The following is a 19,840-nucleotide window of genomic DNA, read 5'->3' on the forward strand; positions in this document are numbered from 1 at the left end:
ATGCGGGATTATGAGCCTGACGAGCGGTTTTGTCGGATGAGGCCTGTCAGGCGGTAAAATCCATCGCCGCCTTTCTGAGCTTTGAGAAGGTTCTCCACTTTTCGGGCATCGGTCAGGCTCATGGGAGCGCTGGTCCAAACCAATTTCCACGGCCCACGATGTCGCGTCCACGTGGAGACGCCCGAGTTGTGATCTACAAGCCTCCTCTCAACATCATCCGATAGGCCGATGTAAAAGCGGCCTCCATCATTCTGAATGACATAGACGAAATACATGAACCTAGAAATGGCGAAGGCCGTGCATTGCTGCACGGCCTTCATTTGGTAGCGGGGACAGGATTTGAACCTGTGATCCCGCATGCGGGATTATGCGCCTGATGAGCGGACGTAGACAAAATACACGAAACTATAAATGGCGAAGGCCGTGCATTGCTGCACGGCCTTCATTTGGTAGCGGGGACAGGATTTGAACCTGTGACCTTCAGGTTATGAGCCTGACGAGCTACCGGGCTGCTCCACCCCGCGTTCTGTTGGACGGCTAAGGTGGAGGCTCTTGGGCCTATTGCAACCTCGAAAACCGGTTTCTTCGAGTCTTGTATCGGCATGGGCGGTCTATCTAGAATTCCTCGCATGAAAACCTTTCTGACTTTGCTCTGTGCTGCCGCCTTCACGGCCCAAGCTGTGACGACCGCGCCGCCGAACATTGTGCTGGTGATGGCGGATGACCAGGGGTGGGGCGACATGGCCTACAACGGGCATCCGAAAGTGAAGACACCGAACTTTGATGCGATGGCGAAGGCGGGCGTGCGCTTTGACCAGTTTCACTCGGCGGCGCCGGTGTGCTCGCCCACACGCGGCAGTGTGATGACGGGGCGCACGCCGAACCGCTACGGCACCTTCTCCTGGGGGCATCCCATCCGGCCGCAGGAGATCACGGTGGCGGAGGCGCTGAAGTCTGCGGGTTACCGCACCGGGCACTTTGGCAAATGGCACCTCGGGTCCGTGCAGAAAGACAGCCCCGTGAGCCCGGGTGCCTGCGGCTTTGATGAATGGGTGTCTGCGCCTAACTACTTTGATCTCGACCCCATCCTCAGTGTGAAGGGCAAGGCCACCCAATTCAAAGGCGACAGCTCGGATGTCACCGCTGAGGTGGCGGTCAACTTCATCCGCCAGTGCGCGAGGGACAAGCAGCCCTTCCTGGCGGTGGTGTGGTTTGGCTCGCCGCACAATCCACACAAGGCTCTGGAGTCTGACAAGGCAGCGTATGAAGGGCTGCCGAAAGCGGAGCAGAACTTCTATGGCGAGATCACCGCGATGGATCGTGCCTTTGGCAAGCTGCGCGAGGAACTGCGCAAGCTGGACATCGAGCAAGACACGGTGCTCTGGTACTGCAGTGACAATGGCGCGCTGCCGAAGATCGGCTCCACGGGTGGACGACGCGCCAACAAGGGCAGCATCTATGAAGGCGGTCTGGCGGTTCCAGCCCTGCTTGAGTGGCCTTCGCAGTTCAAGGAACCGAAGGTGATCTCCATCCCATGTGTGACTTCAGACATCCTGCCGACGGTGCTCGACATCGCGGATGTGACGCTGGAGAAGACGCCGCCGCTGGATGGTGTGAACCTGCTGCCGCTGCTCAAAGGCGAGGTGAAGAAGCGCGAGAAGCCGATCGGTTTCTGGGACATGGGAGTGAAAGGCATGGGTGCCTCTTCCGAGGTGTGGATGCGGGAGCTTCTGGCGGCGCAGGAACGTGGTGAGGAGCCGAATGATCCGCAGCGTCTGGCACCAGATGCCGGAAAGATCGGCAAGCCGGTATCACTCACCAAGTTTCCGGGTCACTCGGCGTGGCTGGACTGGCCGTGGAAGCTGCACCGCATCGAGGACAAGAAGACGGGTGATGTGGACTGGGAGCTGTATGATCTGAGCGCTGATCCTGATGAGAGCCGTGTGCTTTTTGCCGAGCAGCCCGAGCGTGTGCCGCAGATGCAGGAGGCTCTGGAAAACTGGCTGGAAAGTGTGGCGAAGAGTCTGAACGGGGAGGACTACAAGTGAGCCTGCCCGGAAGAGTTTCTCACATTCGTGTTTATTAGTGTCCATTCGTGGTTTCCCCTTCCCCGCTCACATGCGCTACGCTTTCTTCGACCTCGACCACACGCTCCTGCCCTTCGACACGCAGGCGCTGTTTTGCAATTATGTGCTGAAGCGGCATCCGTGGCGCATTGTGTTGCATCTTTGGTTCGTCCCATATGCGCTTGGAAGAGCGGTCGGGCTGGTGAGCACGGAGACGGCGAAGCGGGCCTTCCTTTCCTATCTCGCGGGCATGAAGCGGGCGCATCTGCGCAAGCTGGCGCGCGACTTTGCGCATGACTGTGTGGACACGTGGATCTATCCGGAGCTGCGCGCGGAGATCCTGCGGCACAAGCATCAGCACCGGAAGCTGGTGCTGAACACGGCCAGCCCGGACTTTTATGCGGACCAGATCGCCGAGGTGCTGGGCTTTGATCACTGCATCGCCACGCAGATCAAGATCGGCGAGGAGGTGCCGCTGCGCCCGGCGATTCCCGGAGGCAATAACAAGCGTGAGGCGAAGATCACGGCGATGAAACTGCGCCTGCCCGGTGTAGCTGGCATGAATGACGAGGAGCGCTTTCACTGCTGGTCGTATAGCGACAGCTCCGCGGACATTCCGCTGCTGGAGTTTGTGGGCAATCGTGTGCTGGTGCATCCGAGCAACAAGCTGCGCGCGCATTTCCCCGGCCATGACGTGACGGTGCTCACACCGCCGCGGCCTTACTGGGGTGCGGTCGGGAATATTTTTGCGATGGTCCGGCAGATCCTGGGTGTGCATCGCGAGCGTGGGCCGGGTTAAATGCCCCAGCCTTCGCGATAAGAAGCACGCTTCCAGAGCTTCTCGCCTTCGGGATTGTCGATGAGCTTGCCGGTCTTCGGGTCACAGCGCACGACGGTGTTGGTGCGGTAGGCGATGTTTCCGAGGTGGCACATCATGGTGCTCTTCTGGCCTTCTTCGATGGGGCTGTTGAGCTGGGCCTTGCCACGGATGGCATTGAGGAAGTTACCGAAATGCGCGGGATCACCACCACCGGCGCCTTTGGTCTTGCTGATCTCGGCGCCTTTCGGATCGTAGAGGGTGTAGGAGTCGCGGGCGATGGCCATGGTGCCGTTGTCGCCATAGAACATGACTTCGCCGATGGGCTTCTCGGCGGCGCGAGCATGGCTGGAGCTCTGGATCCACTCGCAGCCTGCATGACCGAAATCATAGACGGCCGTACCAGTGTCAGGGGTCTCCTGCTCGTCCTGATAAAAGTAGCGGCCGCCGTTGTAGGTGACCTTCAGCGGGTAGTCGCCCTTCAGGCCCCAGCGCATGATGTCGAGCGTGTGGATGCCGTTGTTACCGAGCTCGCCATTGCCCCAATGCCAGAGCCAGTGCCAGTCATAGTGGGCGAACTTTTTCATGTCGTGCCTGGCATCATCCGGCACAGGTCCCTGCCAGAGATTCCAGTCGAGATCCGCGGAGGGCGGCAGCGCGAGTTTGCCCACCTCTTTGCGCGAGTTGTAATAGGTGCCGCGGGCAAAGCGCACGGGACCGATGGCACCACCATGCAGAGCCGCGATGGCTTCCTTCATCCAGGTGCGGCGCTGGTTGCCCATTTGCACGACTTTGCCGCTCTTCTTCATCGCCGCGACGAGTGCCTCGGCCTCGCCAGGGTTCTGGCTGCCGGGCTTCTCCACATACACATTTTTACCAGCCTCCAGCGCCATGATGGCCATGGGTGTGTGCCAGAAATTTGGCGTGGCGATGCACACCGCATCCACCGTTTTGTCCTCGAGGATCTTGCGGAAGTCCCGCACGCCCTGGCAGGAGGTGGCTTGCTTGCTGGCGACCACTTGGAGACCTTTTTCAAGACGTGTTGAATCAGTCTCGGCGAGATAGGCGATCTCCACGTCCGGCAAGGCCAGCAGTGCCTGCACATGGCCCATGCCGCGACCCAGGGCGATGACGGCGACCTTGAGCTTGTTTCCGGCCTTGTCAGCGGCACGGAGTTTCGTGGCGGCGGAAAGGGCGGCCCCGAGGCCGAGGGCGGATGTTTGAGTGAGAAGCGTGCGGCGGTTCATGGCAGGCGAAGTATCGACACGACAGTGTCCGTTTATCGCCGCGAATATGGCCCGTTTCGATGCTTTCAGGCCGTCGCGGGCTTGGAGGCGATGCGGATGATGATGGCGGCCGTCGTAGCCCCCACAAGATTCGCCACGAGGTCCCAGCCGGTGTTTTCATAGCCGCCGACATTCGTGTTGGGGATGGTCAGCACGGCGATGAACTCCACCACTTCATTCAGCGCCCCGAAGCCGATGCCTGCGGCGGCGCTGAGCACCATGAGACCAAAGGTGGGCTGAAGCTCGATGCCGCAGCTTTTGCGCAAGGATGAGCGCAACGAGTGCCAGCACAGCCAGGTGGTGATGCCGAAGCCATAAGCGTGGACGATCTGGTCATACTTCAGCTTCTGCGGGATGATCCACCAGCTATACAGCACGGGGTTTTCGCCATTGTAGGGCCAGCCCGCAGGCAGCTTGATCAGGCCACCGGCCATGTGGGCCAGCCCCCAGACGGACAGGGCCCAGAGCAGCCCGGTGGTCAGGCCCACGCTCTTATGCACCCAGGTCATGACCGAGATCAGCACGACCATGACCACGATGTAGAAGATGAACTCGGTGTTTCCCTGCACCATGGAACTGACCACGGCGGCGATCATGTAGGCAGCGGTGAACAGGGCGAGAGGCAGCAGGCGCGGCTTGCGTTCGGGAGGCATGACCGGGATGCCACCACAAAGAAGGCCAGATGTCCAGCGGGCAACGACGACGATAAACGGCTTGCGTGCCCTGCCGCGTGCCCTTTTGATAGGCTGCCCATGGATTTCCTCGCCCTCAATATGCCCGATCTCGGCGGCACGGTCGAAAGCGTGAAGAACGCGATCTCGAGCCAGGGCATGAACGCCTGGGGGCTGGCCATCGTGGCTTTCTTTGCCGGGCTGGCCGTGGCGCGCGGCATCGTCTCGCAGATGCTCATGATGGTCACGCTGGCCATCTCGGTGATGGCGGGGCTGTTTGTCTTTCAGCATCGCACGGATGTGTTTGGAGCTTATGCCTCGAACATGACCACAAACACGCTGCTGGGCCTCTCAGGTGCCGCGGCGGTGCTGACCTACTTTCTGGTGCGCGGCTTGGTGAACTTCGTCGCGGGCTTCGGCATCATTTCTTTGCTGGCCAGCTTCACGGGATGGAAGGCGGGGCTGCTGAGCCTGGTGCCTTCCGGCGTCGTCGTCTGGCTGGGGGCCATGGTGATGCGTCTGCTCGGCAGTGTGTACAGCCTGGAGAACGCGAACGTGGAGCTTCAGGGCAAAGGTGTGAAGAGCGAGTTCGGCCAGTGGATCTCCGAGATGGCGCAGAAGATCGACCGCACCTCCGTGGGCAGTTTCGTGGAGAAGCTGGATCCCTATGACATGCGCGCTCGGGCCAACTTGGCGCGCCTGCTCATTCTCTGGCCGGATGGTCGTGTGTGGCAGCAGCTTGCCTCACGTGGTCAGGACACGGCGAATGCGCTGAATCATCCGGAGATCGCCGCGCTGGGACAAGATGCTAAAGTTCGTCAGGCCATCGAGCGGCAGGACTTCGCCGGACTGATGCAGCTCCCACAAGTAGCGCGTGCGGCCGCGAATCCGCAGCTTGAACCGTTCTTGAAGACGCTGGTGCTGGAGGAGGCCATGGATACCGTGGTGTACAAAGCGCGATAAGAAATCCGAATTCCTGAAGACGATCTGCGTCAGAGGTGGCCGCCTAACATGCCAGACAAACCCACCTCACTCCGAGCCACCGGCAGCCGCCTGCTCGTCTTTGCGCGCGCTCACTGGCGCATGGCGCTGATCCAGTTCGTGCTCGCGGTTCTGGGCACTTCTTTGATCGTGGTCTTTCCAGGCGTGGTGCAGTGGTTTGTGGATGATCTCATCCCACGCAAAGATGTGCCGGGAATCTGGAAGGCAGGCGCGCTGGCGATCGCGGCCTTCTTCCTGCGCGAGCTGCTTTTCTACATCCGCACACGGGTGAACAGCGCCTTTGAGCAGCGCATGATCTTTGACCTGCGCGGGCAGCTTCACCACAAGATCGCGCGCCTGCCGCTGGCCTGGTTCGACCGTCAAAGCACGGGTGATATCCTCACGCGCATGGCGGATGATGTGCCTGCGACTCAGCGTGTGATCTTGGAAGGCATCGAGCAAGGTCTCACGGCGGTGCTGCAGATCATCATCAGCGCGGTGGTCATGTTTTACACGAACTCGACCTTCGCGCTGATCGTCATGGTGCCCACGCCGTTCATCGCGGCGGGTGGCTGGCTCTTCGCACGCTGGATTGCACCGCGCTCACGCGAGGCACGTGAGGCCAGCAGCCGCATGAACTCACTGCTGCATGACACCATCACCGGCATCCGCCAGGTAAAAAGCTACACCGCCGAGGACACGAAGCAGGAAGACTTTAACCGCGCCAGTCATGAGCTCCGTCGCTCCCAGCAGCGGCTGATGACGGCGTGGGCCGTCTACAGCCCGCTCATGGGTTTCCTGGGCAGTTTTGGACTCGTGCTGCTGCTGAGCATCGGCGCATATGGCGCCATCCAGGGTGAGATGACCACGGGCGAGCTCTTCAAGTTCATCTTCCTGCTCGGCTTCTTCTTTGAGCCCATCGCACGTCTTCACGGCGTGAATCAAACCATTGTCACCGGACTCGCGAGCGCGGAGCGAGTCTTCAAGATCCTGGATCAAGAGGGCGAGGAAGATCTGGAACGCGGAGCCACTCTCACCAACGTGCGTGGCGAAGTGGAGTTCCGTGATGTGACTTTTGGTTACCAGCCTGACAAGCCAGTGCTGCAAGGTGTGAACCTGCGCGTGCTGCCACGCCAGACTGTGGCCATCGTGGGAGCCACGGGATCTGGCAAGAGCACGCTCTTCCAGCTTCTCACACACTTCTATGAACCGCAGTCCGGCCAGGTGTTGCTGGATGGACATCCCATCACGAACTACAACCGCGTGTCTTTGCGTGATGCGCTGGCCTATGTGACGCAGGATGCCTTTCTCTTTGCCGGAACCATTCGCGACAATCTCCGCCTCGGTGATCCTGATGCCACGGATGACGAGATGTGGGCCGCCTTGACCCATGCCAGTGCCGAAGAGTTTGTTCGGCGGCATCCAGATGGCCTTGATGCCCAGGTGGGCGAGCGTGGCGTGATGCTCAGTGGTGGCGAAAGGCAGCGCATCGCCATGGCGCGAGCATTTCTCAAGGATGCGCCCATCCTGCTCCTGGATGAAGCCACCAGCGCCGTGGACAACAAATCCGAGGCCGCGATCCAGGAAGCGCTGGAGAAGCTGCGCGCGGACCGTACCTGCCTCGTCATCGCTCATCGTCTGAGCACCGTGGTCAGTGCGGATGTGATCTACGTCATGCGCCAGGGGCAGGTCCTCGCTCAAGGCAGCCACGCGGAGCTGGTGGAAAGCTGCGCCTACTACCGTGAGCTCGCCAGCCTGGCGCTGCTGTGAGGTGATCTCCGAGAGTGTGATAAAGAGGGTCCAGCACACCGTTTAGAGGCGGCCATGCGCCTCCCACTTTGTCTCGCCCTTCTTGCCAGTGCTTCAGCCCATGCGGCTCTGGAGCTGCCTGCGATTTTCTCGGATCATGCCGTGCTTCAGCAAGGCCAGGCGGTGCCTGTCTGGGGCTGGGCGGACGCGGGAACCGAAGTGAGCGTGAGCATCGCAGATCAGAGTGTGAAGGCCACGACGAATGCGAAGGGCCAGTGGCGTGCCGACCTGTCGAAGCTGGAGGCCAAGGGACCCCAAACACTGACGATCACCAGCGGCTCCGAAACCAAGACGGTCCAGGACGTGCTGATCGGTGAAGTCTGGCTGGGCTCCGGCCAGTCCAACATGGCCATGACGGTGAGCCGGGCGATGAATTACGAGAAGGAACAGGCTGAGGCGAAGCTGCCAGAGATCCGCATGTTTGTGGTGAAGAGCCACGCCAACACCCAGCAGCAGGAACGTTGCGAAGGCGCCTGGGTGGTCTGCTCTCCCGAGACAGTGGGCGGTTTCTCCGCCACGGCGTATTTTTTTGGCAAAGAGATCCATCGTGAGCTCGGCGTGCCCGTGGGCCTGATCAACTCTTCCGTCGGCGGCACGCCGATCGAATCCTGGATCAGCCCGGAAGTGCAGAAAGCGAGCGCTGAATTGAAGCCCTTCTTTGAGATGGGAAGCAAGGCTGACGCCGCCTTTGATCCGGTGAAGGCGAAAGCCGACCATGAGAAGCAACTGGCCAGGTGGCGTGAGAACTCGAAGAAGGCCAAGGCGGAGGGCAAGCCCGCGCCACGCGCACCGAGGAACCCCCTGGTGGTGCGCGAGCGCAAAGGCAATGTCGGCGGTCTCTTCAATGGCAAGATCGCGCCGCTCATCCCCTATGCGATTCGTGGTGCCCTGTGGTACCAGGGCGAGGCAAATAGCAATGGCGAGAAGGCGAACTTCTACCAGCATCAACTCCCGCTCCTGGTGAAGGACTGGCGCACACGCTGGGGCTATGAGTTTCCCATGGCCTGGGTGCAGTTGCCAAACTTCTCGGCCAATCGTGGCGAAGGATGGATGCTGGTTCGTGAGGCCATGCTCAAGTCCGTGCAGAACGTGACCAAGAGCGGCATGGCGGTGACACTGGACATTGGCGAGGCGAAGGACATCCACCCCAAGAACAAACAAATGGTTGGGCATCGCCTGGCTCAATGGGCGCTGGCCACTGTGTACGAAAAACCCAACGCCAGCAGCGGTCCCCTGCCCGTGAAACATGAGGTCAAAGGCAGCGAGATCATCGTGACCTTTGATCATGTGGCAAATGGCCTGGAGCTGAAATCCGCGACGACCAGCGGCTTTGTGATCGCTGGCGAGGACAAGGCGTGGCACCCTGCCGAGGCGCGTGTTGAGGGAAACTCAGTGATCCTTTCCAGCAAAGCTGTACCAGCCCCTCTGGCAGCACGCTACGCCTGGGCTGAGCTCCCTGACGTGACACTCTGGAACAGCGCGGGTCTTCCTGCCACCCAGTTCCGCACAGACACTTGGTGAGCCACCCAAAAGAGATCATGGATTCGTGAGCTACTTCATGGCATGATAAGGCCATGAGATGGTGTCTTCTCTTTCTTGCTCTGCCCTTGTTTGCCCAGGTGGCCGCACCGTCGGACAAGAAGCGCGCCGAACGCCCGCCTGGCCCTGTCTCGCTGGCCGCGAAGCCACTCCGCTCCGGCACGATGCTGCGTGAGGAACGCCAGATCGACTCCAGCGATGGCGAGTTTCATTTCACTGCCCCCAAGCGGACTCAGGATGCCATCACCCGCTATCATCAGAGGCTCACGCTGATTCGTCGCGTGCAGGGAAACGCCGCGGAGGATGTGGAAGTCAGTGATCACGGTGAGGACTGCGTGGCCTATCCCGGTCCTCCTGGACCGCCGGAGAACACGCAGCCCGGTCCTTTGCAAGCCACACGCTTGCGCGCACGGCAGAAGCTCGGACGGTGGAGCTTCGAACTGGCCGACAAGAAGCCTGGCGAGCTTCAGCAGCGCTCTCTGGTGGAGCTCGGCGTGCTCACGGACCTGCTGGATGCCAGCACCTGGGGCATCGGCAATGAGCCTCGCAAACCTGGCGATCGCTGGAAGCCTGCCTTCCGCGAGGTGCGCGGCAAAGCGCGCGACATGCTGGTGCCCAGCTCTTACGAGGTCACTTTCACCGGAGTGGAAGACTTCAAGGGCGAAAGCTGCGCGCGGCTGACCATCACCGGCAGTCTCCAGCTCGAACGCCCGACCTATGAGGGCACGCTCGATGTCACCTTCACCGGCATTCATCTGCGACGCTTGAGCGACGGATTGAACCTCGATTCTGAAGTGACTGGCACGGTGAACTTCAAAGGGCCTGTCACCACCGGAGGTGATGCCGGCACGCTGACTCTGAAGTCAACCTTCAAGGCAAAGCGCACCCAGCGCATCCTGGAGCACTAGACCACAGCATCACTTATCCAGCTCGATGTTATCAATAAGCCGGGCACGATCAAAGAACACGGCCAGCGCGATCAGGCTACCCGGGCGAGCCAGCTCAAGCGGCTGCAGCGTCTGCTGATCAACCAGACTGACATAGTCCTCACGGCCCAAAGGAGCAGCGCTGGCAAGGTGCTCATGGATCAGCGAAAGCAGCCTGCTGCTTCCAGTGACACCACCGCGCCAGGCATCACGTGCCTTCACCAGAGCCGCACGCAGAGCGGGTGCTTGCGCACGTTCATCAGCGCTGAGGTAGCGATTACGCGAACTCATGGCCAGGCCGTCAGCCTCGCGCACGGTCTCCACGCCATGAATAGTCACGGGAAAATCCAGGTCACGCACCATGCGGCGGATGATGGCGAGTTGCTGGTAGTCCTTCTTGCCAAACACAGACTCGTCCGGCTGCACCAGGTTGAAGAGCTTGGCCACGACCGTGCAGACACCGTCAAAATGCCCGGGCCGGCTGGCACCACAGAGCACGGTGGAGAGGCTTTTCTCCAGGATCTGGATGCTGCGGTCCGGGTAGTAGACTTCCTTCACCGGCGGAGCAAAGACCATGTCTGCCCCGGCAGCCTCACACAGGGCCATGTCTGCCTCCAGCGTCCGTGGATAGCGGTCAAAGTCTTCGTTAGGCCCGAACTGCAGCGGGTTCACGAAGATGCTGACAGCCACGGTGGCCTCTTTACCAGCCAGTTTGCGGGCCTCCCGCACGAGCGTGGCATGGCCGTCATGCAGGGCGCCCATGGTGGGCACGAAAAGAACTTTTCCGGCGGTTCTCCTCCAGGCACGGAGGTCGTTCACGTTTTCGATCAGGGTCATGATTTCAGGTCGCGAGATTCAAACACCGCGGTGCCAAGGATGAAGAGGCTCGCATTCGCCGCGGCGATGATGGTGAAGCTCCGCACGAGCACCGGCCACGGGATGTGTTCCGCATAGATCCGGCCCCAGGCGGACATGTGCTTCGTCAGCAGGAAGTGGTCGTAATTATCCATGAACCCCGTGTTTCGCAGGATGAGGTCTACCAGGATGTAGGACAGCGCGCCGATGGTGGCCGCCGCAGGCTTGATGGGAAAGCAGGAGAGGAAGAAGGCCACGCTGCTCACCGTGGTCATGCTCACCGCCAGAAAACAGGAAGCCAGGGCGTAGCGCTCAATGCCCTCTGCCCACTGATAAAACTCCAGAATGCCTGCCTCCGGGATCATCACGAAGAAGCCTCCGCCCCAGCCCTTGATGGCCAGGCCCAACAAAAAGGCTGTCCACGCAATGAACTGGATCAGCACGAAGGTGTAGCAGGTGCTGGTGAGATATTTGATGAAGAGCAGGCGCAGACGCGTCACGGGCCGGACGAGCAGGAGGCGGTAGTGCCCGTCCTCACCCTCCTTCGCCACGATGTCACCCGCCACGAGCGCCAGGTAGATGGCGCCCAGCAGCAGCACGGAGAAACCGAGGATCATCTGTGCCAGCGTGATGGCGGAGTAGTACTCGCCAAAAGCCTGGCCCTGGCGCGAGATCAGGCGCTCAAAGATGCGCTCCACACCTTGCAGCCGGAACACGATGAGCAGCACGATCTCCAGGCCCAGGAAGGCGCCAAAGCCGATGTAAGTGCGCCGGCGTGCGAAGAGCTTCAGCAGTTCACCCTGCCATTGATGGAAGAAGAGGATCATGCGCCGGTGAGTCCGAGGTAAAACTCCTCCAAGGTAGGTTTGTGCGGCTGCCAGGCATCCACACGCACACCCGCCTGCACCAGCTGCTGAAGCAGCTCATGCCCGACGATATGCGAAGGCAGCTCGATGAGATTGGTGGTGGGATCCTGCGTGGCTCCCGCCGTGCGTATGACTTCGCGCGCCTTTGTGGCATCACGGGTCTGGAGCTGAAAGACCGTCTGCTTCTTCTGCTGCGAAGGGACGATGCCTTCATACATCTTCTTCCCCTGCTTCAGGATCACGCAGCGGTCACACATCTGCTCCACCTCGGCCAGCAGGTGTGAGTTCAGCAAAATGGTCATGCCAAACTCCGCGCGCAGTTTGAGCACCAGCTCACGGAACTCGCGGATGCCTTCAGGATCCAGGCCATCCGTCGGCTCATCGAGCAAAAGACACTTCGGTCGTGGCAGCAATGCCTGCGCCAGCGCGAGGCGCTGCCTCATGCCATGGCTGTAGGTCTTCGTCTTGTGCCCGGCACGCTGCTCCAGGTTAACCAACTTTAACACACGCTTCGCCTCGGCTTCATCCCACCAGCCGGAGAGCGAGCACAGCACACGCAGATTCTGCCAGCCGGTGAGGTAGTCATAAAAATGCGCCGCCTCATAGATGGCGCCGATCTGCCCCAGGGCACGCGCGCGATCATCCTGCACCGAATGCCCACCGATCACCACCTGCCCGCCATCCGGCCTGACCATGCCGAGCGTGATGCCCAGGATGGTGCTCTTGCCCGCGCCATTGTGGCCGAGCAGGCCCAGGATCTCTCCCTGCCGCAGATCGAAGCTCACATCATCCAAAGCCAGGCGGTCAGCGCGCCAGCGCTTGGTGAGATTCCGGACTTCGATGAGGGCCATGTGAGGCGGCGAGTGTGACATGCGCGCGTGAGCCTGCAACTCTGCACATGAATTCCTGCGGCTGGCTGAGCGACGCCGGGCTCCTTGATCAAAAGCCCTGCCGGGAAAAGAAAAGCCCTGTGAAGATTGCTCTCCACAGGGCTTTTGAGGCGAATCACTTCGCCGTGGTTTTGATCTCGTTTAGAGATCAGTCAGATTACTTCTTTGCAGCCTTCTTGGCAGCCTTCTTAGCGGCTTTCTTCGGAGCAGCAGCTTTCTTGGCGGCTTTCTTCGGAGCAGCAGCGGCTTTCTTCGGAGCGGCAGCTTTCTTGGCGGCTTTTTTTGCAGCTTTCTTAGCCATGGTATTGTTGTTGTTGTTGGTTGCTTTGTTGTTTTGTTTTGCCGAGGCAGCAGCGGAGCTGGCACCACGGACATTTTTCCCAGCAGCGGCCTTCGCAGTGGCACGCTTTTCCTCGATGGCGGCCTGCGCAGCGGCAAGACGGGCAACGGGGACTCGGAAAGGACTGCAGCTCACGTAAGAGAGTCCCACCTGGTGGCAGAACTTCACGGAGTCTGGATCGCCACCATGCTCACCGCAGATGCCCAGCTTGATGTCTGGACGGGTGCTGCGGCCTTTGGTGATGGCGGTTTGGATAAGCTGGCCGACGCCGACAGTGTCGAGCGTGGCGAAAGGGTTCTTCTTGAAGATTTCGTTCTCCGTATAAGGCATGAGGAACGAACCCATGTCGTCACGGCTGATGCCGAGGGCGGTCTGGGTCAGGTCGTTCGTGCCGAAGCTGAAGAACTCTGCGGTGTGCGCGATTTCATCAGCAGTAAGCGCGCCACGTGGCACCTCGATCATCGTTCCGACCATGTAGTCGAACTTGATCTTCTTCTCAGCCATGACGGCCTTGGCAACTTTGTGGATGATCTCAACCTGGAGGTCGAGTTCCTTCTTGAAGCCAACGAGAGGCACCATGACTTCAGGCTTCACCTTGATCTTGGCCTTGGCCACATCAGCAGCGGCCTCAAAGATGGCACGTGCCTGCATGGCGGTGATTTCCGGATAGGCGATGCCGAGACGGCAGCCACGGTGACCGAGCATGGGGTTGAACTCATGCAGCGCGGCCACACGGCTCTTCACCTTGTCAGCGGACACACCGATCTTCTTCGCAAGGTCAGCCTGGGCGGCTTCTTCATGCGGAACGAATTCGTGGAGAGGCGGGTCAAGCAGACGGATGGTCGCAGGCATGCCCTTGAGGGCCTTGAAGATGCCAGTGAAGTCTTCACGCTGGTAAGGCAGAAGCTTGGCGAGGGCCTTCTCACGGTCAGCCACGTTATCAGCGAGGATCATCTCACGGACGGCGTCGATGCGGTCACCTTCAAAGAACATATGCTCTGTGCGGGTGAGGCCGATGCCGACAGCGCCAAACGCGATGGCGTTTTCAGTCTGCTCCGGATTGTCAGCGTTCGTGCGGACGTCAAGGCGGGCAGCCTTGCCACACCAGTCCATGAGGGTCTTGAAGCTCTTGAACTTCTCAGTGCCCTGGGCGGCCTTGTCACCATGGAGGAGACCCATGACGATGGAGGAAGGGCCCGTCTTGATCTTGCCACCATAGATGGTGCCGGCGGTGCCGTCGATGCTCAGGCTGTCTTTGCCTTCCTTGAAAACCTGACCGGCGATGGTCACAGTCTTCTTGTCGTAGTCGATCTCCACAGCGCTGGCGCCGCAGATACAAACCTTGCCCATCTGACGGGCCACGAGAGCCGCGTGGGAGGACACACCACCCTTGGCGGTGAGAATACCAGCGGCGGCGATCATGCCGCGAAGGTCTTCTGGAGAGGTTTCGTTACGGACGAGGAGGACGGTCTCACCGGCTTCAGCAGCGGCGGCGGCGCGGTTGGCGTTCAGGTAGATGATACCGGAAGCGGCACCAGGACCTGCAGGCAGACCCTTGGCGAGTTCCTTGGCCTTCTTGACTTCGGAGATGTCGAAATCAGGAGCCAGAAGCTGCTCGAGCTGGTCGGCAGGATTGCGCAGAATGGCGGTTTCCTGGTCGATGAGCTTTTCCTTCACCATGTCCATGGAGAACTTCAGCGCGGCAGCGGCGGTGCGCTTGCCGTTACGAGTCTGTAGCATGAACAGCTTGCCCTGCTGGATGGTGAACTCGACGTCCTGCACGTCCTTGAAGTGCTTCTCAAGAGTGGAGCGCACTTTCAGAAGCTCGGCATAGGACTTCGGCATCGCCTTCTTCAGCTCAATCACTGGCTCTGGAGTGCGCACGCCAGCGACGACGTCTTCACCCTGGGCGTTGATGAGGAACTCACCGTAGAATTCGTTCACACCGTTGGCTGGGTTACGGGTGAAGGCCACGCCGGAACCGGAGTCATTGCCGGTGTTGCCGTAGACCATCGCCTGCACGTTCACGGCGGTGCCCCACTCGGCAGGGATGTTGTACTTGCGGCGATACACGATCGCGCGGTCGTTCATCCAGGAGCTGAACACAGCGCCAGCAGCGCCACGAAGCTGATCCCATGGATCGTTCGGGAACACCTTGCCAGTGCGCTGTTTGACGAGGGCCTTGAAGCGCTTCACCAGTTCCTTCTGGTCGTCGGCGGTCAGGTCGCTGTCGACGATGTCCTTGTGATACTTCTCGTGCTTGAAGGTTTCGATCGCCACTTCGAAGGGCTCGTGATCTTCGTTCTCAGTCTTCTGCACTCCGAGCACCACGTCACCATACATCTGGACGAAGCGGCGGTAGCAATCCCAGGCGAAGCGCTCATTCTTGGTGGCGGCGGCGAGGGAGAGGACGGTTTGGTCGTTGAGGCCCAGGTTCAGGATGGTGTCCATCATGCCTGGCATGGAGTCACGGGCGCCGGAGCGCACAGCGACGAGGAGCGGCATGCCCTTGGCGTCACCAAACTTTGCGTCCATGATCTTCTCCATGGCGGAGACACCGGCTTCCATCTGCTTCTGCAAGCTCTCAGGATAGCTCTTCTTGTTCGCGTAGTAGAAGGTGCAAACTTCCGTCGTGATCGTGAATCCAGGAGGCACCGGAAGACCGATGCGGCTCATTTCAGCGAGGTTAGCGCCTTTACCTCCGAGCAGTGCTTTCATGGAGCCATCACCATCCGCTTTTCCTGCTCCAAAGGAATAAACGTATTTCACTGCTTTGCTGCTATTGCTCGCTGCTTTTGCCATAGAGTTTGTTTGTCGTTACCGGCGTGTGGTTTTGTTGTTTGCGAATCGGATGCCGATAATTATCATTTGATTATAGGATGCAAGCACAAGTTGACAATCAAAAGTTAACACCCCGTCCAGAGGGGTCGCCGCCGCTCGCCGAACATGAACTCATCCATCATGTGATTGAATTGAGCAGTCTTGACGAACAATGCGTCTTTATGATTTAAAGCATTCAACGCTGGAAATTAAATCACACGCCCTGTCTCCAAGGTGCGCCGGTTCAACGACCAGCCACCCCCCATTAACAAACCATGAAAACAACATTCGCATCTGCTCAACGCCCGTCCGGGCGGGGCTTCACGCTGGTCGAGCTTCTTGTCGTCATCGTCATCATCGCCATCCTCGCGTCCCTCGCGGTTCCTGTCACCAACATCGTCATGAAGCGTGCCAATGAAGTGCGGACGAAGGCCGTGCTCAAAGACCTGCAGGTCGCCATCGGCCACTTCCGCACGGAGTATAACCGCTTCCCTGTCGATCTCACCGGCTCCAGCGGTGGTGACGACATCGACCCCATCATCACCAATGATTCCAATTCGCTCGTCAGCGTGCTGATGGCCATGGTCGACCCCAACTCGGGCGGGCCTAACCTCAATCCTCGCGGCATCAAGTTCATCGACCTTGCCATCGCCAAGAACGGCCAGTCCTTCGGCATTGTCGACACCAGCGGTGGTTCCGGTGGTGGCAACGTGCGCCTCATTGACATCTGGGGGCAGCCTTACCACATCTATTTCGACACCAATCTGGACAACCGCATCGAGAATCCGGATGCTCAGAACATCGACCAGCGCATCTCTTCCCGCGCCCCGCAGTATCTGCCGGCGAGCACCGCGGTTCAATGCCTCGGCCCTGACAAGATCATCAATACCAAGGACGACATCGTCTCCTGGCGCTGATCCAGCCCTCACCTTTCAAACTTCATGCAAGCAACGCGCGCCAGCTTCTGGCGCGCGTTTTTTTGTGCGCCGATCCCGCACGACGGGACTGCTGTTCCAAAAGGCGTAGGTCAAAGCCCGGACTTCAAGCAGCGCATGGGCATCCGCATGTTCCTGCCACAAGGGCGGGATCAACGACAGAGACCTCCGTCTCCGAGGGTGATCCATTCAACGTGGCAGGGCGGACACGCCCGCACAAACCAATGGCCCGGCGTGCCTCACGCGCTGTAGCGCGCCAGCAGCTCGCCCGCCTTGGCAGGTTCTACCTTCTCAAAGAAATCGTCTTCCACCATGCACACGGGACCGAAGCCGCAGCTCGCCAGACATTCGGCGAACTCGATGCTGTACTTCCCGTCCTCGCTCACGGCGATGGGGTGATGATGATCCACATGACTGCGGTCGATCTTTGCCGCCTGGCAGAGGGAGTCCATCAGCTCATAGCTACCCGCCATGGCGCAGGAAAGCGTGCGGCAGACACGGATATGATATTTGCCCGGAGCGGTCTGGCGAAAGCCGGGATAGAACGTCACCACCTCCAGCACCTGGATCGGTTCCAGGCTCAGCTTCGCCGCGACCCAGTTCACGATCTCATCGCTGATGAAGCGGAATTGATGCTGCATGAGATGCAGCAGCGGCAGCACAGCGCTGCGCTTCGAAACGGGGTAATGCGTGATCACCTCATCGATTTTGCTTTCCAGTTCAGCGGGGATTGCCAGGGCCATCGTCAGTCAGTTCAAAGAAGGTTGTTGGGGCGATGGGAGATCAGCGGTCACACTCGCCCATCACGAAGTCGAGGCTGCCCAGAACGGAAGGCACATCACTCAGCAGATGGCCAGGGATCATCTTGGACAAGATGCTCAGATTGATAAAGGAGGGGCTGCGGATCTTCAGCCGGTAAGGCACGCCACCACCCTTGCTGTGAATGTAGAAGCCGAGCTCACCCTTGGGGTTCTCGGCACCGAAGTAAACTTCACCCGGAGGCGCATCGATGCCCTGCGTGGCGATGATGAAGTGGTGGATCAGCTCCTCCATCTTCATGAGCACCTTCTCCTTCTTCGGCAGCAGGCCCTTGGCATCCGCCACATTGATCGGACCGCCAGGCAGCTTGTCCATCACCTGACGCAGGATGCGCACGCTCTGGCGCATCTCTTCCATGCGCACCAGATAGCGGTCATAGCAGTCACCGGTGGTGCCCACAGGGATGTCGAAGTCGTAGCGCTCGTAGTCGAGGTAAGGATTGCTCTTCCGCAGGTCATGCGCCACGCCGGAACCACGCAGGTTCGGGCCGGAGATGCCCCAGTCGATCGCTTCCTGCTTCGTGATCACGCCCAGGTTCTGCGTGCGGGCCATGAAGATCGCGTTGCGGGTCAGCAGCTTGTCCACTTCATCGATCACCGGCTCCAGCTCATCCAGGAACTTGCGCACGGCGGAGACAAAGCCATCTGGCAGATCACGCACCTGGCCACCCACACGGGTGTAGCTGGTGGTGAAGCGCGCTCCGGTGAGCTGCTCGCACAGATTGTAGATCTTCTCACGCTCGGTGAAGGTATAAAGGAAGACGGTCATCGCGCCGACGTCCATCGCGAACACCCCGACTCCCAGCATGTGCGCGGAGATACGGGCCAGCTCGCAGCAGATCACGCGGATCGCGCGGCCACGCTCAGGCACTTCCCAGCCCATCAGCTTCTCGCAGGCCAGGGCATAGGCCACATTGTTCGCCAGGGGGGCCAGGTAGTCCAGCCGGTCCGTGTAGGGCACGAACTGGTTGTAATGCATGTTCTCAGCGATCTTCTCGTCACCACGGTGCAGGAAGCCGACATCCGGATCCGCCTTCGTGATGATCTCGCCATCCATCTCCAAAACCAGGCGCAGCACGCCGTGCGTGGCCGGGTGGGAGGGCCCCATGTTCAGCACCATTTTCTCTCCCACGATGTCGGAGGTTGTGGCCTCCATGCTCTCCGCCTGCATCGCAGCCTTGGCGGCGACATCAGGGGCTTCGTATTCTCGCGTGACGGTGGGCATCAGATAATGGGGGAGGTCGGGGAGTATTCTACGGCCCCAAGAAGCGGCAACCCCAATTTGTGAAAAATTTCACAAGCTCGGGTTTGTTCACATCCGGGCCCACTTTTTCACATTGCTCTATTAGAGAGGCAAAAGAGGCCCGTCGAGCCGGTCAGGACTACTTCCGGCGACGGCGCACGCCCACCAGGACCACTCCCAGTGCCACCAGCATCAGCCGGGACGGCTCAGGGGTGATCGTCAGGTTGTTAAAGAACAGGTCGCGCTGAGCCCCCCCGGTTCCATTGCCAACGGTAAAGACCCGGACGTTCGTGATGGCCTGGTCACCGCCGCCTGCCGTGAGGGAGCCTGAGAAGGCCGTGGCACCCAGGGAGGCGCTGTAGCCGCTGGTGCTGTTCAGCCGGAAGGAGAACTTGAACCCGTCATCCGTGAAGCCCAGCCCCGTGGAGAGAGCGCCTGCCAGATCATTCTTGCTGTAGGTGGAATTGCCGCCGGTGAAGAAGAACTCGAACAGATTATTGTTCGCCGCATTCCGCAGGGAAACGCCCACGGTGGCCCCGGCGTCCACAAAGCCGTTGTCAAAGTCCAGCCCAATGTCCTGCCCGACCGACAGGGCTCCACCTGCTAACGTGTGGATGGCATTCGACTGCCCGCTCGTGTTCGACCAGATGCCCCATGCATTGGCTCCGGCACCTGCGCCGGCGCCATCGCCATTGCCCCCTGAGTTGCCTGCGAAGCTACCGCCAGGTGCCGTCGTGGAGGTGCTCCACACGTTCGTTGTTCCACTGCCCCCTGCCGTGATCGTGCCATCAGGACTGCCTGCCGGGTCGGAGGTCGCCGTATACGAGATGATCGTCGCTCCCTGGGACAAGGACGCAGCAGCAAGCACCAGGATGGCGGCGAATCGGGACGCTTTCATGAGACGGAACGGTTGAATTAACGGTTGGCGGAGAAGGGTTTAACAAAAAACGGAATGCGAAGTCAAAGCTGAAATGAGGT

At 60.0% G+C, this 19,840-nt stretch carries 17 protein-coding genes and 1 tRNA gene; 7 read left to right on the top strand and 11 right to left on the bottom strand.

The window, feature by feature from the left end; translation table 11 throughout:
• Positions 1–8: 8 nt before the first annotated feature.
• Positions 9–359 (bottom strand): GIY-YIG nuclease family protein, encoded by a 351-nt coding sequence (locus BGE01nite_RS13115; protein WP_308741216.1) that lies wholly within the window; start codon positions 357–359, stop codon positions 9–11.
• 88 nt (positions 360–447) lie between these two features.
• Positions 448–524, bottom strand: a tRNA-Met gene (locus BGE01nite_RS13120).
• Between the two features lie 105 nt (positions 525–629).
• On the opposite strand from BGE01nite_RS13120, the gene BGE01nite_RS13125 reads away from it, so the two are divergent.
• Together BGE01nite_RS13125 and BGE01nite_RS13130 are read left to right on the top strand one after the other, a co-directional pair.
• On the top strand, positions 630–2,048 hold the full coding sequence (locus tag BGE01nite_RS13125) for a sulfatase-like hydrolase/transferase (RefSeq protein WP_246145722.1): 1,419 nt from the start codon (positions 630–632) through the stop codon (positions 2,046–2,048).
• A 70-nt stretch (positions 2,049–2,118) separates the two neighbouring features.
• Positions 2,119–2,865, top strand: a complete 747-nt coding sequence (locus tag BGE01nite_RS13130) for an HAD family hydrolase (RefSeq protein ID WP_146850929.1) — start codon at positions 2,119–2,121, stop codon at positions 2,863–2,865.
• On the opposite strand, the gene BGE01nite_RS13135 is transcribed toward BGE01nite_RS13130, so the two are convergent.
• Together BGE01nite_RS13135 and BGE01nite_RS13140 are read right to left on the bottom strand one after the other, a co-directional pair.
• Positions 2,862–4,130, bottom strand: coding sequence for a Gfo/Idh/MocA family protein (locus tag BGE01nite_RS13135; RefSeq protein WP_146850930.1), 1,269 nt, complete (start codon positions 4,128–4,130; stop codon positions 2,862–2,864). The genes BGE01nite_RS13130 and BGE01nite_RS13135 overlap by 4 nt on opposite strands.
• A 65-nt stretch (positions 4,131–4,195) precedes the next feature.
• Positions 4,196–4,822 carry a DUF2238 domain-containing protein gene (locus BGE01nite_RS13140; RefSeq protein WP_146850931.1) on the bottom strand — a complete coding sequence of 209 codons (627 nt, stop codon included), beginning with the start codon at positions 4,820–4,822 and terminating at the stop codon, positions 4,196–4,198.
• Between the two features lie 99 nt (positions 4,823–4,921).
• Here BGE01nite_RS13140 and BGE01nite_RS13145 point away from each other — a divergent pair, with 99 nt between their 5' ends.
• The 4 genes from BGE01nite_RS13145 to BGE01nite_RS13160 are packed head-to-tail and all read left to right on the top strand — an operon-like array spanning position 4,922 to position 10,077.
• Positions 4,922–5,803, top strand: a complete 882-nt coding sequence (locus BGE01nite_RS13145) for a hypothetical protein (protein WP_146850932.1) — start codon at positions 4,922–4,924, stop codon at positions 5,801–5,803.
• Positions 5,804–5,851: 48 nt separating this feature from the next.
• On the top strand, positions 5,852–7,591 hold the full coding sequence (locus BGE01nite_RS13150) for an ABC transporter ATP-binding protein (protein WP_146850933.1): 1,740 nt from the start codon (positions 5,852–5,854) through the stop codon (positions 7,589–7,591).
• A 54-nt stretch (positions 7,592–7,645) separates the two neighbouring features.
• Positions 7,646–9,151: a sialate O-acetylesterase gene (locus tag BGE01nite_RS13155; protein WP_146850934.1), complete on the top strand. Its 1,506-nt coding sequence runs from the start codon at positions 7,646–7,648 to the stop codon at positions 9,149–9,151.
• A gap of 53 nt (positions 9,152–9,204) precedes the next feature.
• Positions 9,205–10,077, top strand: a complete 873-nt coding sequence (locus BGE01nite_RS13160; protein WP_146850935.1) for a hypothetical protein — start codon at positions 9,205–9,207, stop codon at positions 10,075–10,077.
• A 9-nt stretch (positions 10,078–10,086) separates the two neighbouring features.
• Here BGE01nite_RS13160 and panC read toward each other — a convergent pair whose 3' ends face one another.
• The 4 genes from panC to ppdK all read right to left on the bottom strand — a co-directional run bounded on the left by panC (position 10,087) and on the right by ppdK (position 15,848).
• Positions 10,087–10,932 (bottom strand): pantoate--beta-alanine ligase, encoded by an 846-nt coding sequence (panC, locus tag BGE01nite_RS13165; RefSeq protein ID WP_146850936.1) that lies wholly within the window; start codon positions 10,930–10,932, stop codon positions 10,087–10,089.
• The gene (locus BGE01nite_RS13170; RefSeq protein ID WP_146850937.1) at positions 10,929–11,777 is read right to left on the bottom strand and encodes an ABC transporter permease; all 849 of its coding nucleotides are present in this window, start codon (positions 11,775–11,777) and stop codon (positions 10,929–10,931) included. The genes panC and BGE01nite_RS13170 overlap by 4 nt, the downstream gene beginning before the upstream one ends.
• A complete protein-coding gene (locus BGE01nite_RS13175; protein ID WP_170266771.1) occupies positions 11,774–12,667 on the bottom strand; it encodes an ABC transporter ATP-binding protein in 894 nt (297 codons plus the stop codon). Before BGE01nite_RS13175 ends, BGE01nite_RS13170 begins: the two co-directional genes overlap by 4 nt.
• A 196-nt stretch (positions 12,668–12,863) precedes the next feature.
• Positions 12,864–15,848, bottom strand: a complete 2,985-nt coding sequence (gene ppdK, locus BGE01nite_RS13180) for a pyruvate, phosphate dikinase (protein WP_146850939.1) — start codon at positions 15,846–15,848, stop codon at positions 12,864–12,866.
• Between the two features lie 293 nt (positions 15,849–16,141).
• Between ppdK and BGE01nite_RS13185 the strand changes: the two genes are divergently transcribed.
• Positions 16,142–16,783: a type II secretion system protein gene (locus BGE01nite_RS13185; protein ID WP_146850940.1), complete on the top strand. Its 642-nt coding sequence runs from the start codon at positions 16,142–16,144 to the stop codon at positions 16,781–16,783.
• A gap of 257 nt (positions 16,784–17,040) precedes the next feature.
• Here the strand turns inward: BGE01nite_RS13185 and BGE01nite_RS13190 are convergent, their stop codons facing one another.
• From BGE01nite_RS13190 to BGE01nite_RS13200, 3 genes are all read right to left on the bottom strand, one after another.
• Positions 17,041–17,544 carry an NADH-quinone oxidoreductase subunit NuoE family protein gene (locus BGE01nite_RS13190; protein WP_146850941.1) on the bottom strand — a complete coding sequence of 168 codons (504 nt, stop codon included), beginning with the start codon at positions 17,542–17,544 and terminating at the stop codon, positions 17,041–17,043.
• A gap of 40 nt (positions 17,545–17,584) precedes the next feature.
• A complete protein-coding gene (gene nuoD, locus BGE01nite_RS13195; RefSeq protein WP_146850942.1) occupies positions 17,585–18,844 on the bottom strand; it encodes an NADH dehydrogenase (quinone) subunit D in 1,260 nt (419 codons plus the stop codon).
• Between the two features lie 157 nt (positions 18,845–19,001).
• A complete protein-coding gene (locus BGE01nite_RS13200) occupies positions 19,002–19,760 on the bottom strand; it encodes a PEP-CTERM sorting domain-containing protein (protein ID WP_146850943.1) in 759 nt (252 codons plus the stop codon).
• Positions 19,761–19,840: the final 80 nt, after the last annotated feature.

The sequence above is a fragment of the Prosthecobacter gellanilyticus genome (assembly GCF_007992435.1).
Lineage (GTDB): Bacteria > Verrucomicrobiota > Verrucomicrobiia > Verrucomicrobiales > Verrucomicrobiaceae > Prosthecobacter > Prosthecobacter gellanilyticus.

Excerpts from the sequence above, each read along its gene's own strand:
- BGE01nite_RS13115 (WP_308741216.1), bottom strand. The coding sequence starts at position 359 with ATGCGGGATCACAGGTTCAAATCCTGTCCCCGCTACCAAATGAAGGCC.
- BGE01nite_RS13125 (WP_246145722.1), top strand. The coding sequence starts at position 630 with ATGAAAACCTTTCTGACTTTGCTCTGTGCTGCCGCCTTCACGGCCCAA.
- BGE01nite_RS13130 (WP_146850929.1), top strand. The coding sequence starts at position 2,119 with ATGCGCTACGCTTTCTTCGACCTCGACCACACGCTCCTGCCCTTCGAC.
- BGE01nite_RS13135 (WP_146850930.1), bottom strand. The coding sequence starts at position 4,130 with ATGAACCGCCGCACGCTTCTCACTCAAACATCCGCCCTCGGCCTCGGG.
- BGE01nite_RS13140 (WP_146850931.1), bottom strand. The coding sequence starts at position 4,822 with ATGCCTCCCGAACGCAAGCCGCGCCTGCTGCCTCTCGCCCTGTTCACC.
- BGE01nite_RS13145 (WP_146850932.1), top strand. The coding sequence starts at position 4,922 with ATGGATTTCCTCGCCCTCAATATGCCCGATCTCGGCGGCACGGTCGAA.
- BGE01nite_RS13150 (WP_146850933.1), top strand. The coding sequence starts at position 5,852 with ATGCCAGACAAACCCACCTCACTCCGAGCCACCGGCAGCCGCCTGCTC.
- BGE01nite_RS13155 (WP_146850934.1), top strand. The coding sequence starts at position 7,646 with ATGCGCCTCCCACTTTGTCTCGCCCTTCTTGCCAGTGCTTCAGCCCAT.
- BGE01nite_RS13160 (WP_146850935.1), top strand. The coding sequence starts at position 9,205 with ATGAGATGGTGTCTTCTCTTTCTTGCTCTGCCCTTGTTTGCCCAGGTG.
- panC (WP_146850936.1), bottom strand. The coding sequence starts at position 10,932 with ATGACCCTGATCGAAAACGTGAACGACCTCCGTGCCTGGAGGAGAACC.
- BGE01nite_RS13170 (WP_146850937.1), bottom strand. The coding sequence starts at position 11,777 with ATGATCCTCTTCTTCCATCAATGGCAGGGTGAACTGCTGAAGCTCTTC.
- BGE01nite_RS13175 (WP_170266771.1), bottom strand. The coding sequence starts at position 12,667 with ATGGCCCTCATCGAAGTCCGGAATCTCACCAAGCGCTGGCGCGCTGAC.
- ppdK (WP_146850939.1), bottom strand. The coding sequence starts at position 15,848 with ATGGCAAAAGCAGCGAGCAATAGCAGCAAAGCAGTGAAATACGTTTAT.
- BGE01nite_RS13185 (WP_146850940.1), top strand. The coding sequence starts at position 16,142 with ATGAAAACAACATTCGCATCTGCTCAACGCCCGTCCGGGCGGGGCTTC.
- BGE01nite_RS13190 (WP_146850941.1), bottom strand. The coding sequence starts at position 17,544 with ATGGCCCTGGCAATCCCCGCTGAACTGGAAAGCAAAATCGATGAGGTG.
- nuoD (WP_146850942.1), bottom strand. The coding sequence starts at position 18,844 with ATGCCCACCGTCACGCGAGAATACGAAGCCCCTGATGTCGCCGCCAAG.
- BGE01nite_RS13200 (WP_146850943.1), bottom strand. The coding sequence starts at position 19,760 with ATGAAAGCGTCCCGATTCGCCGCCATCCTGGTGCTTGCTGCTGCGTCC.